Genomic DNA, 13,788 nt, shown 5'->3' with positions numbered 1-13,788 from the left:
CCATGCGCGATCGCAGCCGCGCCGCGTACCCCGCGTTGTCCTGGATATGCCGGGATCCGGGCCGCCTGATCGCCTTCGGGTTCGGCAGCGGGCTGATCCGGCCCGCCTCGGGCACCTGGGGCACGCTGCTTGCGTGGGCGATCTGGGTGGCGGCCGCGCCCGCGGCGTCGGACCTGGCCATCGGCGTGTTCCTGGCCGTGGCCTTTCTGTACGGTTGCTGGGCGTGCCATCGCGTGGGCCGAGAACTCCAGCAGTCGGATCATGTCGGAATGGTGTGGGACGAGATGGTGGCGTTCTGGCTGGTGCTGTGGCTGACGCCGACCGGCTGGATGGCGCAGACCCTGGCGTTCGTGCTGTTCCGCACGTTCGACATCGTCAAGCCGCCGCCCATCAAGTTCTTCGACGCCCATATCAAGGGCGGCTTTGGTGTCATGTGGGACGATATCGTGGCGGCCGGCTATGCCTTGCTGGTGATGGCGCTGGTGGCCCGCACAGGAGTCTTGGGATGAACGATCAGCAGGAAGGCGCGCGGACACACATGGCGGCCGCGCAGTTGTCGGAAGCAACCATCCTCGGCCTGTCCGAGCGGCTGGGCGACGTGCTGCGACGGCAGGGGTGGATGCTGGGCACCGCGGAGTCGTGCACGGGGGGCCTGCTGGCGGGCGCCATCACCGCGGTGGCGGGCTCCAGCGACTGGTTTGAGCGCGGCTTCGTCACCTACAGCAACGACGCCAAGGTGACCGAGCTGGAAGTTTCGCCCGAAACCCTGCAGCACTTCGGCGCGGTCAGCGAACCCGTGGCGCTTGAAATGGCGAATGGCGTGCTGTTGGCGGTGCCGAATGCGCACGTGGCCGTGTCGACCACCGGCATCGCCGGCCCGGGGGGCGCGACGCCGGGCAAGCCCGTGGGCATGGTGTGCTTCGGTTTTGCCATGCGGGTCGGCGACGGCATCAGCAGCCGCGCGGTAACGCATGTGTTTTCCGGCGACCGGGCGCAGGTGCGCCGGGCCTCGGTGGAATTCGCGCTGCGCGCGGTGCTGGAATTCGTGGGCGCGCCGATCAACCGGCGCTAGGGGGGTTATAGGCCCCCTAGCCGCGCTCACTGCGTTCTCTTGCTGCCCCGCGACGTCCGATCAGCGCACCGCGTTGATCGCGTCGCGCAGGCCCTTGGCGGCCACGGCGGCGGCTTCGCGCCAGTCATCGCCGCCGCTGGCGTAGATGATGGCGCGCGAGGAGTTGATCATCATGCCGCTGCGCGCCGCGTTGGCGCCCGCGTTCACCGTGGCGGTGATATCGCCGCCCTGGGCGCCGATGCCCGGCACCAGCAGGGGCACGGCGTCGCCGATGCGCTGGCGCACGGAGGCCAGTTCGTTCGGGAAGGTCGCGCCCACCACCAGGCCGCATTGGCCGTTGGCGTTCCATTTGTCGGCCACCAGCCCCGCGACGTGCAGGTACAGCGGCTCGCCGTTATCCATTTTCAGGAATTGCAGGTCCGAGCCGCCCGGGTTGGAGGTGCGGCACAGGACGATCACGCCGCGGTCCCGCCACGCCAGGTAGGGCTCCACCGAGTCCAGGCCCATGTAGGGGCTGACGGTCAGGGCGTGCGCCTGGTAGCGCTCGTAGGCTTCGCGCGCGTAGTTTTCAGCGGTGGAACCGATGTCGCCGCGCTTGGCGTCCAGCACGATGGGCAGGTCGGGATGGTTGTCGCGGATGTGCTGGCACAGCGCTTCGAGCTGGTCTTCGGCGCGGTGCGCGGCGAAGTACGCGATCTGCGGCTTGAAGCTGCATGCATACGGCGCGGTGGCGTCGACGATGTCGCGGCAGAACTGGAAGATGGCGTCGGGCTTGTCCTGCAGTTCGCGCGGGAAGCGCTGCGGGTCGGGATCCAGCCCGACTTGCAGGAGCGAGTTGCTGGTGGTCCAGGCGTGTTCGAGTTTTTGCAGGAAATTCATGGGGGAGTTCAGTGCAGTTTGACCCGCGGGCGCGTGCGCCGCATGAGCAGGCGAGCCAGGGCAAGGGAGACGGTACGCGAGGCGCCCAGCACCGACCTGTGATGCATCAGGTGCAGGCTCATGTACATCAAGCGCGCCAGTGTACCGCTTACGAACAGTCCCCGTCCGGCGAGCTTGCCCATCAGGCTGCCCACCCCTGCATCCTGCCCCAGCGACACCAGCGACCCGTGATCCTGATAGACATAGGGCGCGGTGGGCTCGGCGTGGTTGCGCAGCCGGGCGGTGAGCTTCTTGGTCAGATAGTCGGCCTGCTGGTGCGCGGCCTGGGCGCGGGCGGGCACCGTGCGCCCGTCGCGCCAGGGCGCCGCGCAGCAGTCGCCCAGCGCCAGGATGTGCGGATCGGGCGTTTCGAGCCGCTCGTTGACCTCGAGCTGCCCCAGCTTGTTCAGCGGCAGGCCCAGGTCGGCCAGCAGGGCGGGGCCCTTGATCCCGGCGGCCCACATGCACAACTGGGCCGGGAATTCGCGCCCGTCGGCGGTGCGCACGGAGTTGTCCGTCACCTCGGACACGCGGCAGGAGGTTTCCACGCGGATGCCCAGCTCGGTTAGCCGCTTGGTTGCCGCGACCGAGATCTTCTCGGGTAGCGCGGACAGGATGCGCGGCGCGCCCTCGACCAGCGTGATGGCCAGATCCCGGTCGGCGCGGAAGTTCGGCAGGCCGTAGGCGCTGACGACGTGGCTGGCTTCGGTCAGTTCGACGGCCAGTTCGACGCCCGTGGCGCCGCCGCCCACGATCACCAGATCCAGCCGCGCGGACGGATTGCGCACCTTGGCCTGGTCCACCAGCGCCATGGCCTTGAGCATGGTCAGGCGGAACTGCTCGGCATTTTCCGTGGTGTCCAGCGTGACCGCGTGTTCGGCCGCGCCGGGCGTGTTGAAGAAGTTGGACGTGCTGCCCAGCGCCAGCACCAGCGTGTCGTAGGGCAACTCGCGGCGCGGCAGCACTTCCTGGCCCTGGGCGTCGTTGACGGCGTCCAGCGTGATGAGCCGGCGTTCGCGGTCGACGCCTTCCAGGCGGCCCTGGGCAAACGAGAAGCCGTCCATGTGGGCCAGCATCAGGTAGGAAAGGCCTTCCTGGTGGATGTCCAGCGTGCCCGCGGCCGCTTCATGCAGCGAGGGCTTCCAGATATGGAAGGGCCGGCTGTCGACCAGGGTGATGTGTTGACGGCCGTGGATACGGCCCAGTTTGGCGGCCAGTTCCAGGCCGCCCGCGCCGCCGCCGACGATGACGACGCGCTTGGAGGGGGCTGACGTCGATTGAGGCATCATGGGTCCCAGTATAAATAGGCTCGCATCCTCATCATGGTGCGAACCGTGTCAATGCATGACGAAACGGCTGATGGCCACTCCCACCCAGACCGTTCCCGCGAATATCAACAGCAGCATCACCGCCGCGCTGCCCAGGTCCTTGGCCCGTCCCAACAGGGGATGGCGTTCGACGGACAGCGCATCGGCCAGCGCCTCGATGGCGGAATTGAGCAGTTCCGCCGCCAGCACCATGACCACCACGCCCACCAGGAAAAACACCTCGACCGTGGTGCGGCCCAGGAAAAAGGCCGCCGGGATCATCAGCACGGCCAGCGCGAGTTCCTGGCGAAAGGCCGCCTCGTATTGGACGGCCGCCTTCAGGCCTTGCCATGAATAGCGCAGCGCATTCAGGATGCGGCGCGCGCCGCCGGTGCTTTTGAAGGGCGAGTGTTGCGGGTCGTGGGTCATGGAATCGGAAGAAGGCCGGGTGTGGCGGCTTTTTAACAGATAAGGGTTGCCCGCGTGGCACGGCGCGCGCCTATGGGCAAACCCTAATTGTGACCCAACGGCAGCAGGCGCAGGATTCTGGTCAATTGGTAAGGCCACTTTACCTTTCGCTCCTGTCATCGTCCTGTCAACGACTTGTCTTGCATGCCGATTCAGACCATTGAACCTCGCCGCCTGTATCGCCAGATCGCCGATCAGCTCCGCCTGCTGATCGAGGCGGGCGAGTTTCCCGTCGGCGCGCGCCTGCCGCCCGAGCGCGACCTCGCGCTGAAGCTGGGCGTCTCGCGCCCCTCGGTGCGCGAGGCGCTGATCGCGCTGGAAGTCGAAGGCTGGGTCGAAGTCCGCATGGGTTCCGGCGTGTATGTGCACAGCCTGGCCGGCGCGCCGCGCGCCAGCCTGACCGCCGAAAGCCCGCTCGAGACCATCCGCGCGCGCCGCACCATCGAAGGCGAACTGGCCGCCCAGGCCGCGCTGAATCCAGTGCCCGCGCTGGTGGAAGGCCTGCGCGACGCGGTCGACGCCATGGAAGACGAGGCCCGGTCGGGCAGCGTGCCCATCCGCGGCGACAGGCTGTTCCATCTGCGCGTGGCCGAAATGGCCAGCAACGCCGTGCTGGTGCGCGTCGTGGGCGAGCTGTTCGACGAACGCCATAACCCGCTCTCCGTGAAGCTGGGCGATTACTTCGAAAATTCCGATAGCTGGGCCGTCGCCATCACCGAGCACCGGCGCGTCATCGACGCGATCGCGGCTGGGGACGAACAGGGCGCGCGCGCCGCCATGCATCAACATCTCTCCTGCTCGTACGACCGCCTGATGGCCAGTTGGCCCGGCGCGGCCGATGCGTTGCGCGCTGAATAGCAACATGCCGCCGGCGCCCTGGAGGCGCGGGCGGCGGATCGCAGTCGCAGTACGTAGGTGCAGCTCCAGTAAGTGAAGGTGAACTCCATATGTAAAACATGACGCAGGCCGTTGAGCCCGCCACCTCAAAGAGAGGAGACAACATGAAGTCAGGCAACGCTATCAAAGTGCTATTTGCCGCCGTCGCGCTTGCCGTGAGCGGCACCGCGCTGGCCCAGACCACGCTGAAATGGGCGCACGTGTACGAGACGTCCGAACCCTTCCACACGTCATCGGTGTGGGCGGCCCAGGAAATCGAAAAGCGCACCAACGGCCGCTATCACATCGATGTCTATCCCGCCTCGCAGCTGGGCAAGGAAAACGACATCAACCAGGGGCTGACCCTGGGCACGGTGGACATGATCATTTCCGGGTCCAGCTTCGCCGCCAAGACCTTCCCGCGCATCGGCGTCACCTACTACCCCTACACCTTCCGCAGTCCCGAGCACCTGATCGCCTACACCAAGAGCGACATCTACAAGGAGCTGACCCGCGGCTACGACGAAAAGAGCGGCAACCACATCGTCGCGACCACGTACTACGGCACGCGCCAGACGACGTCCAATCGCCCGTTCACCAAGTGCAGCGAAATGAAGGGCCTGAAGATCCGCGTCCCGGACGTCGCGGCCTACCTGGCCATGCCGCGCGCCTGTGGCGCCAACACGGCGCCCATCGCCTTCGCCGAGGTCTACCTGGCCCTGCAGAACGGCACGGTGGAAGCGCAGGAAAATCCGCTCACCACCATCGAGGCCAAGAAGTTCTACGAGGTGCAGAAGAACATCATCCTCACGGGCCACATCGTCGATCACCTGAACACGGTGATCTCCGGCAAGCTCTGGAAGAGCCTGTCGGACGAGGACAAGAAGATCTTCACCGAGGTCGCGCAGCAGGCCGCGGAAAAGGCGTCGGCGGAAGTGGCCGCCAACGAAAAGAAGATGGTCGACGTGTTCAAGAAGCGCGGTCTGACGGTGGCCGAGGTCAACGTCCAGGAGTTTCGCGACACCGTGCTGGAGAAGGTGCCGTTCAAGCAGTACGGCTACGAAAAGTCGGACTGGGAAAAGATCCAGGCGGTGAAGTAGCGCGCGGGCGGGCCGGCGTCCCGGCCCGCCTTTCCGTACCCGATCCCGGACGAGGGGAACGCCATGCATTCCAACGCGAAGGCCGCGCCGATGGCGGCCGTCAGCCACACGCCGGACCGGCCGCCCGGCCCGCATCACGTCGCCTCCGTGGATGAAATCGTCCACAGCTTCGAAGAGGCCGACCATCACGAGGTCAGCCTGGCCGGCTACCAGCCCGAAGACTGGATCTGCCTGGCCATCTTCTGGGCCATGGCGCTGCTGGTCTTCCTGCAGTTCTTCTCCCGCTACGTGTTGAACGATTCATACGCCTGGACCGAAGAGCTGGCGGTGTATTGCCTGATCGGCGTGGTGTTCCTGGGCTCGGCCATGTGCGTGCGCGCGTGCCGGCACATCCAGGTGGACTTCCTGTACCGCTACCTGCCAAAACCCGTGGGCCGCGTGCTGTCGACGCTGATCGATATCCTGCGCACGGCCTTTTTCGGCTATGCCGTATGGCTGACGTACCGCTACATCGTGCTGGTGGGCGACGAGCCCATGACCACGCTGTTCTGGAACAAGGCCTACGTGTACTGGGTGGCGCTGGCGGGCTTTGCCATGATGTTCCTGCGGTCGCTGCAGGTATCCCTGCAGAACTGGCGCCAGGGCTATTCGATCCTGGAAAACCCCGCGGCCTACGAGTCGCTGGACTGAACCGCGAGCCGGCGTCCACCACGAATCCGCAGTGTCTTTCCGGGAGCGATACATGGGCACACTGATAGGAAGCTTTCTGCTGTTGATGATCATGGGACTGCCGGTGGCGGTGTCCATGGCGGGCGCGTCCCTGCTGTACATCCTGATCTCCGGCAGCGTGCCGGACGTCGTCGTCGCGCAGCGCATGATCGCGGGCGTCGAGTCCTTCCCGCTCCTGGCCGTGCCCTTCTTCATCCTGGCGGGCAATCTGATGAACATCGCCGGCATCACCGGCCGCATCTACAACTTCGCGGTGGCGCTGGTGGGGTGGATGCGCGGCGGGCTGGGGCAGGTCAATATCGTCGGTTCGGTCGTGTTTGCCGGCATGTCGGGCACCGCCATCGCCGACGCCGCGGGCCTGGGCACCATCGAGATCAAGGCCATGAAGGACCACGGCTACCAGACCGAATTCGCGGTCGGCGTCACCGCCGCGTCGGCCACGCTGGGCCCCATCATTCCGCCCTCGTTGCCCTTCGTCATCTACGGCATGATGGCCAATGTGTCGATCGGCTCCCTGTTCCTGGCGGGCCTGATTCCCGGCCTCGTGCTGACCCTCATGATGATGTTTACCGTGGCCTATTACGCGCGCCGCAACAACTGGGGCGGCGACGTCGCCTTCAACTGGAAGCGGCTGGGCGGCGCGGCGCTGGAAGTGCTGATCGTGCTGGCGTTTCCGCTGTCGATCTGGCTGATGACGCTGCAGGGCGTGTCGCCCAACATTGCCGCCGCAATCGCGTTCGCGGTCCTGCTGATCCTGGACTGGAAGTTCAATTTTTCCGCCGTCATGGCGCTGATGGCGCCGGTGATCCTGATCGGCGGCATGACGCTGGGCTGGTTCACGCCCACGGAGGCGGCGGTCGCCGCCGTGATCTGGGCGCTGTTCCTGGGGCTGGTCCGGTATCGATCCATGACCTTGCGCACGTTGGCCAAGGCGTCGTTCGACACCATCGAGACCACCGCGTCCGTCCTCTTCATCGTGACGGCGGCGTCGGTGTTCGCATGGCTGCTCACCACCACGCAGGCGGCGCAGGCGTTGACGGACGCCATCCTGAGCGTGACGCAGAACAAGTGGGTGTTCCTGCTGATGGCCAACGTGCTGATCCTGATCGTCGGCTGCTTCATCGACACCATCGCCGCCATCACCATCCTCGTGCCCATCCTGCTGCCGATCGTGCTGAAACTGGGCATCGACCCGATCCACTTCGGCCTCATCATGACGCTGAACCTGATGATCGGCCTGCTGCATCCGCCGATGGGGATGGTGCTGTTCGTGCTGGCGCGCGTCTCCAAGCTGTCCGTCGAGCGCACCACGATGGCCATCCTGCCATGGCTGGTGCCGCTTTTCCTGGCGCTGATCGCCATTACCTACATCCCGCAAATCACCCTGTGGCTGCCCACGGCGATGGGCATGGCCGGCAAATAAGGAACCCATCACATGTCAGGAAGACTGCAAGGCAAGACCGCCCTCGTCACCGCCGCCGGGCAGGGCATCGGGCGCGCCGTGGCGCTGGCCTATGCGCGCGAAGGCGCCGACGTGCTGGCCGTGGACCTGAACGGCGCCGCCCTCGAAACGCTGTCCGGCTGTCGCACGCGGGTGCTGGACGTGACCGACGCCCACGCCGTGCGGGCGCTGGCGCAGGACGCGGGCGCCGTCGACGTGCTGTTCAACGGCGCGGGCTTCGTGCATGCCGGCACCATCCTGGACTGCGACGAAGACGCGTGGGACTTCTCGTTCAACCTGAACGTGCGGTCCATGTACCTGCTCATCCGCGCCTGCCTGCCGGCCATGCTGGCGCGCGGCGCGGGGTCCATCGTCAACATGGCGTCGGTGGCCGGCAGCATCAAGGGCGCGCCCAACCGCTGCGCCTATGGCGCCACCAAGGCCGCCGTCATCGGCCTGACCAAGTCGGTCGCCGCCGACTACGTGGCGCAGGGTATCCGCTGCAACGCGATCTGCCCCGGCACCGTGGAATCTCCGTCCCTGCGCCAGCGCATCGACGCCCAGGCGCAGGCCAGCGGGCAACCTGTCGCCGCGGTGGAAGCGGCGTTCACCGCGCGCCAGCCGATGGGCCGCATCGGCCGCGCCGAAGAGATCGCCGCGCTGGCGGTGTATCTTGCCAGCGACGAATCCGCCTTCACCACCGGCACCGCGCAGGTGATCGACGGCGGCTGGTCCAATTGAATTCCTCTTTTCCAGCAACAAGGAACCGCTATGAAATTGATGCGCTATGGCGCCAAGGGCGCTGAAAAGCCTGCCCTGATCGATGCCCAGGGCCAGGTCCGCGACCTGTCTTCCGTCATCCCCGACATCACCGCGCAGACGCTCGCGCCGGCCACGCTGGCCAAGCTGCGCGCGCTGGATCCGGCGTCGCTGCCGCAGGTGGCGCAGCCGGGCCGCGTGGCGCCGCCCTGGAGCGGCATGGGCAAATTCATCTGCATCGGCCTGAACTACGCGGATCATGCCGCCGAGTCGGGCCTGCCGGTGCCGGCCGAACCCGTCGTCTTCATGAAGACGACCTCGGCCGTGGTCGGATGCAACGATGCGGTCGTGCTGCCGCAGGATTCCGTGAAGACCGACTGGGAAGTCGAGCTGGGCGTGGTGATCGGCGAAAAAGCCCGCTACGTCAGCGAGGCGGACGCCATGAAGCACGTGGCCGGCTACTGCGTGGTGAACGACGTGTCAGAGCGCGAATACCAGATCGAGCGCGGCGGCACCTGGGACAAGGGCAAGGGCTGCGACACGTTCGGCCCCGTGGGCCCCTGGCTGGTCACGGCCGACGAGATCGCCGATCCGCAAGACCTGGAGATGTGGCTGGAGGTGAACGGCAAGCGCTACCAGAACGGCAGCACCCGCACCATGGTGTTCGGCGTCGCGCAGCTGGTGTCGTACGTCAGCCGCTTCATGACGCTGTATCCCGGGGACCTCATCAGCACTGGCACGCCGCCCGGCGTGGGCATGGGCCAGAAGCCCGCGCCCGTCTACCTGAAGGCGGGCGACGAAATGAAGCTGGGCATCGCCGGCCTGGGCGAACAGCGCCAGCGCGTGCATGCCTGGGATCCCGCCCTGATCGACGGCTGATCGGCGGCTGATTGGCGGATTGCCCCCGCCCTTTGCTTTCCGGAGTTTTCATGTCGCAGACCGATACCGCAGTCATACGCATCCACCCGGCGGACAACGTGGTGATCGCACGGCGCCAGCTCGTCAGCGGCACGCGGCTGGAAGGCGAGGGCGTGACGGTCGTGGGGCTGGTGCCCCCCGGCCACAAAGTGGCGGTGCGCGCCATCGCGGCCGGCGAGCCGGTGCGCCGCTACAACCAGATCATCGGCGTGGCGCGGCAGGACATCGCGCCCGGCCAGCACGTCCACACGCAGAACCTGGAGTTCTCGGACTTCGAGCGCGATTACGCCGTCGGGCAGGACGCGCGTCCCACGGACTACGTGACCGCGCCGGCCCTGTTCGACGGCATCGTGCGCGCCGACGGCCGGGTCGCCACCCGCAACTACATCGGCATCCTGACCAGCGTGAACTGCTCGGCCACGGTGGCCCGCGCCATCGCCGACCACTTCCGGCGCGACATCCGGCCCGAGGCGCTGGCCTCCTGTCCGAATGTCGACGGCGTGGTGGCGCTGACGCACGGCGCCGGCTGCGCCACCGGCAGCGACGGCGAGCCGCTGCGCGTGCTGCGGCGCACGCTGGGCGGCTACGCGCGCCATCCCAACTTCGGCGGGCTGATGGTCGTGGGGCTGGGCTGCGAGACCAACCAGATCGGCGGCCTGATGGAGCAGGAGCACCTGCGCGAAAGCGGCATGCTGCACACCTTCAACATCCAGGACACCGGCGGCACGCGCAAGACGGTGGCGCGCGGCATCGAACTGGTGGAGCGCATGCTGGACCAGGCCAACCGCGTCGAGCGCCAGGCCGTGCCCGCCAGCCACCTGACGGTGGGCCTGCAGTGCGGCGGATCGGACGGCTACTCCGGCATCAGCGCCAATCCGGCGCTGGGCGCCGCGGTCGACCTGCTGGTGCGGCATGGCGGGACGGCCATCCTGTCCGAGACGCCCGAAATCTACGGCGGCGAACACCTGCTGACGCGCCGGGCCGAGACGCCCGCCGTGGCGGACAAGCTGCTGGCGCGCGTGCGCTGGTGGGAAGACTACTGCGCCCGCAACGACGCCGAGATGGACAACAATCCGTCGGCCGGCAACAAGGCGGGCGGCCTGACCACCATCCTGGAAAAATCGCTGGGCGCCATCGCCAAGAGCGGCACCACCAACCTGACCGACGTCTACGAATACGCCGAGCCGGTGCATACGCGCGGACTGGTCTTCATGGACACGCCCGGCTACGACCCGGTATCGGCCACCGGGCAGGTGGCGGGGGGCGCGAACCTGATCTGCTTCACCACCGGACGCGGGTCCGCCTACGGCTGCGCGCCCGCGCCTTCGCTCAAGCTGTCCACCAACACGGCGTTGTGGCAGCGCCAGTCCGACGATATCGACATCAACTGCGGCGAGGTGGTCGACGGCGCGCAAAGCGTGGCGCAGATGGGCGAGCGCATTTTCCAGCTCATGCTGCAGACGGCCTCCGGCCGCCGCACGCGCAGCGAAGGACACGGCTACGGCCAGAACGAGTTCGTGCCATGGCAACTGGGCGCGGTGATGTAGCGGGACGGGACGGGCCGTGCTATACCCTGGCCTTGCCCCACTTCTCGCCCCGCTCATCCATGCTTGAACGTTTGAATACGGAGTCGTTGCCGCGTCTGCCCGCAGACGTCGAAAAGCCTGCCTACGACCGGAGCCGGCTCACGCCCGGCATCGTGCATCTGGGGCTGGGCGCCTTTCACCGGGCGCACCAGGCGGTCGTGACGGACCAGGCCATGCAGGCAACCGGTGATCTGAGCTGGGGCATCCTGGGCGTATCCTTGCGCCATCCCGGCACCCGCGATGCGCTGACGCCCCAGGACGGCCTGTATACGCTGGCCGTGCGCGACGCCGGACCGGACGGCCAGCACCACGAACAGTTGCGTGTCGTGGGCTCGGTCCTGCGCGTGATGGTGGCCGACGAGGACCCCAACGCGGTCCTGGAACGGATCGCCTACCCGCAGACCCGCATCGTCAGCCTGACCGTGACGGAAAAGGGCTACAGCCACGAACCCGCCACCGGCCACCTGCGCTGGGACGATCCCGATATCCTGCACGACCTGCAAGATCCCATCCGCCCGCGCAGCACGATCGGCATCCTGGTGTATGGCCTGGCGCTGCGCCGCGAACGCGACCTGCCGCCGATCACGCTGCTGTCCTGCGACAACCTGCGCGGCAATGGCGACACGCTGCGCAGCCTGGTGCTGGGGTTCGCGCTTCGGGTGGACGTCACCCTGGCCGACTGGATCGACCGGCACTGCACCTTTCCGAATTCCATGGTGGACCGCATCGTGCCGGCCACCGAAGACCAGGACCGCCAGCGGATCGCCGGGCGGCTTGGCGTGGAGGACGCCTGGCCGGTGCTGGGCGAGCCCTACCTGAACTGGGTGATCGAAGACAAGTTCGCCGCCGGCCGCCCCGCCTGGGACGCGCAGGGCGGCGCGACCTTCGTGCGCAACGCGGCCCCCTATGAACGCCTGAAGCTGCGCATGGTGAGCGGGCCGCATTCGGCGTTGGCCTACCTGGGCACGGCGCTGGGCCTGCAGACCACGGCCGACGCCATCAATACGCCCGCCCTGCGCGGCTACCTCGACGCGATGATGCGCGAGGAGATTGCCCCGACCTTGCGCGGCATCCCCGAAGCGGGGCTGGTGGAATACCGCCTGCGGTTCCTCCAGCGGATCTCCAACCCGGCGCTGCCCCATCCGCTGCGGCAGATCGCGATCGATGGATCGCAGAAGCTGCCCCAGCGGCTGCTGGACACGATCCGCGACCGCCTGCGCGCCGGCCAGGGCATCGACCGCCTGTGCCTGGCGGTGGCGGCGTGGCTGAATTACCTGGGCGGCCAGGACGAGCAGGGCGGCGCGTATGCCATCCACGACCCGCTCGCGGCGCAGCTTGCCCGGCTGCTGTCGCGCGCCGAGGTCGCCGCGCAGACGGCCAAGCCCTCGCAGGCAGCACAGCGGCGCGCCACGGTGCTGGCGCGCTTCAAGCCGGTGTTCGGCGACCTGGGCGATTCCGCCGAGTTCGTCGCCCGCCTCACCGTCCAACTGGAAGCGCTGCGCGAGCATGGCGCGCTCCATGCCGCGCAGGCGGTCACCTAGGAGCAGGACATGGACGCCGACAGCCGCGTGACCGCCGCCGATTGGGAACGCTGGGCCGAGGCGTGCCTGCTGGCCCAGGACTACCCCGCGGACGACGCGCGCTGCCTGGCGCAAAGCCTGGCGCAGACCAGCCTGTGGGGCATCGATTCGCACGGCATCGCGCGGCTGCCGCACTACCTGAACCGCGTCGCGCACGGCTCCATCCTGTCCCGGCCTGACATCCGGGTCGAGCGCACGGGGCCGGGCACTGCCCAGGTGCATGGCGGGCGGGGGCAGGGCATCGTGGTGGCCCACCGGGCCAATGCGCTGGCGATCGAACTGGCCCGCGATGCCGGCGTGGCGGCGGTTGGCGTCAGCGATTCCTCGCACTGCGGCGCGATCGGCCTGTATAGCCGCGCCGCTGCCCGGCAGGGCATGATCGGCATCGCGTTCACGCATTCGGACGCGATTGCCGCGCCATTTGGCGGCCACGAACCGTTCTTCGGCACGAACCCGATTTCGCTGGCCTTCCCGCGCGCGCAGGCGGAACCGCTGTGCCTGGACATGGCCACCACCCCGATTCCCTGGAACCGCGTCATGAATGCCCGCCGCGACGGCGTGGCCCTGCCGCCGGGCGTCGCGCTGGACGCGCAGGGCCAGGACTGCACCGACCCCCAGGCGGCGCGGGCATTGCGTCCGCTGGGCGGCGAAGAATACGGCTACAAGGGCTACGGCCTGGCGATGATGGTGGAACTGCTGTGCGGACCGCTCAACGGGAATCCGTTCGGCCCGCATATCTCGCCCATGTATGAAGCGCTGGACCGCCCGCGCGAGCTGGGCGCGTTCTTCATCGTCATCGACCCGGCGCGATTCGCGGGCGGCGCGGCCTTGGCCGGCGTCGTGGCGGCGATGGCGATGGAGCTGTCACAGGCGCCGGGCGGGCCGCGCCTGCCGGGCGATCCCGAAGCCGCCGCGCAGGCCGAGCGTCGGCAGCAGGGACTGCCGGTGCCGCCGGGCCTGTGGGCCCAGATGCAGGACTGGAGCGGCCGGCTGGGCGTGGCGCTGCCGGCGCGCCAGCCCTAGGCGTCATCGTC

At 67.8% G+C, this 13,788-nt stretch carries 14 protein-coding genes; 11 read left to right on the top strand and 3 right to left on the bottom strand.

The genetic code is table 11. The annotated features are described in order from the left end of the window. Window positions 1–2: 2 nt before the first annotated feature. Together BXA00_RS04775 and BXA00_RS04770 are read left to right on the top strand one after the other, a co-directional pair. A complete protein-coding gene (locus BXA00_RS04775) occupies window positions 3–509 on the top strand; it encodes a phosphatidylglycerophosphatase A (protein WP_076516677.1) in 507 nt (168 codons plus the stop codon). Continuing rightward, window positions 506–1,072, top strand: coding sequence for a CinA family protein (locus BXA00_RS04770; RefSeq protein WP_076516675.1), 567 nt, complete (start codon window positions 506–508; stop codon window positions 1,070–1,072). The genes BXA00_RS04775 and BXA00_RS04770 overlap by 4 nt, the downstream gene beginning before the upstream one ends. A gap of 60 nt (window positions 1,073–1,132) precedes the next feature. On the opposite strand, the gene pyrF is transcribed toward BXA00_RS04770, so the two are convergent. From pyrF to BXA00_RS04755, 3 genes are read right to left on the bottom strand one after another with little or no spacing between them, the layout of a single operon-like run. After that, window positions 1,133–1,951 (bottom strand): orotidine-5'-phosphate decarboxylase, encoded by an 819-nt coding sequence (gene pyrF / locus BXA00_RS04765; protein WP_076516673.1) that lies wholly within the window; start codon window positions 1,949–1,951, stop codon window positions 1,133–1,135. 8 nt (window positions 1,952–1,959) lie between these two features. Continuing rightward, on the bottom strand, window positions 1,960–3,279 hold the full coding sequence (locus BXA00_RS04760; RefSeq protein WP_076516671.1) for an NAD(P)/FAD-dependent oxidoreductase: 1,320 nt from the start codon (window positions 3,277–3,279) through the stop codon (window positions 1,960–1,962). 48 nt (window positions 3,280–3,327) lie between these two features. After that, window positions 3,328–3,726 carry a diacylglycerol kinase gene (locus tag BXA00_RS04755; RefSeq protein ID WP_076516669.1) on the bottom strand — a complete coding sequence of 133 codons (399 nt, stop codon included), beginning with the start codon at window positions 3,724–3,726 and terminating at the stop codon, window positions 3,328–3,330. Between the two features lie 183 nt (window positions 3,727–3,909). Here BXA00_RS04755 and BXA00_RS04750 point away from each other — a divergent pair, with 183 nt between their 5' ends. The 9 genes from BXA00_RS04750 to BXA00_RS04710 all read left to right on the top strand — a co-directional run bounded on the left by BXA00_RS04750 (window position 3,910) and on the right by BXA00_RS04710 (window position 13,777). After that, entirely contained in the window at window positions 3,910–4,623 is a 714-nt protein-coding gene (locus tag BXA00_RS04750) for a FadR/GntR family transcriptional regulator (protein WP_076516667.1), read from the top strand. A 143-nt stretch (window positions 4,624–4,766) separates the two neighbouring features. Continuing rightward, window positions 4,767–5,741, top strand: coding sequence for a sialic acid TRAP transporter substrate-binding protein SiaP (locus BXA00_RS04745; protein WP_076516665.1), 975 nt, complete (start codon window positions 4,767–4,769; stop codon window positions 5,739–5,741). A gap of 63 nt (window positions 5,742–5,804) precedes the next feature. After that, window positions 5,805–6,431 (top strand): TRAP transporter small permease, encoded by a 627-nt coding sequence (locus BXA00_RS04740; RefSeq protein WP_156902737.1) that lies wholly within the window; start codon window positions 5,805–5,807, stop codon window positions 6,429–6,431. A gap of 52 nt (window positions 6,432–6,483) precedes the next feature. Continuing rightward, window positions 6,484–7,893: a TRAP transporter large permease gene (locus BXA00_RS04735; RefSeq protein ID WP_076516663.1), complete on the top strand. Its 1,410-nt coding sequence runs from the start codon at window positions 6,484–6,486 to the stop codon at window positions 7,891–7,893. Window positions 7,894–7,905: 12 nt separating this feature from the next. Further along, window positions 7,906–8,652: an SDR family oxidoreductase gene (locus tag BXA00_RS04730; protein ID WP_076516661.1), complete on the top strand. Its 747-nt coding sequence runs from the start codon at window positions 7,906–7,908 to the stop codon at window positions 8,650–8,652. A 30-nt stretch (window positions 8,653–8,682) separates the two neighbouring features. Beyond that, window positions 8,683–9,549: a fumarylacetoacetate hydrolase family protein gene (locus tag BXA00_RS04725; RefSeq protein ID WP_076516659.1), complete on the top strand. Its 867-nt coding sequence runs from the start codon at window positions 8,683–8,685 to the stop codon at window positions 9,547–9,549. A gap of 50 nt (window positions 9,550–9,599) precedes the next feature. Continuing rightward, window positions 9,600–11,135, top strand: a complete 1,536-nt coding sequence (locus tag BXA00_RS04720; protein ID WP_076516657.1) for a UxaA family hydrolase — start codon at window positions 9,600–9,602, stop codon at window positions 11,133–11,135. Window positions 11,136–11,194: 59 nt separating this feature from the next. Continuing rightward, window positions 11,195–12,715: a mannitol dehydrogenase family protein gene (locus tag BXA00_RS04715; protein WP_076516655.1), complete on the top strand. Its 1,521-nt coding sequence runs from the start codon at window positions 11,195–11,197 to the stop codon at window positions 12,713–12,715. A 9-nt stretch (window positions 12,716–12,724) separates the two neighbouring features. Then, window positions 12,725–13,777, top strand: coding sequence for an Ldh family oxidoreductase (locus BXA00_RS04710; RefSeq protein ID WP_076516653.1), 1,053 nt, complete (start codon window positions 12,725–12,727; stop codon window positions 13,775–13,777). The last annotated feature ends 11 nt before the right edge of the window (window positions 13,778–13,788 follow it).

Origin of the sequence: Achromobacter sp. MFA1 R4 (assembly GCF_900156745.1) — a bacterium.
Taxonomy (GTDB): Bacteria; Pseudomonadota; Gammaproteobacteria; order Burkholderiales; family Burkholderiaceae_B; genus Achromobacter.
The sequence above is the reverse complement of the archived record's forward strand: the minus strand, read 5'-3'. Positions and strand labels throughout refer to the sequence as shown.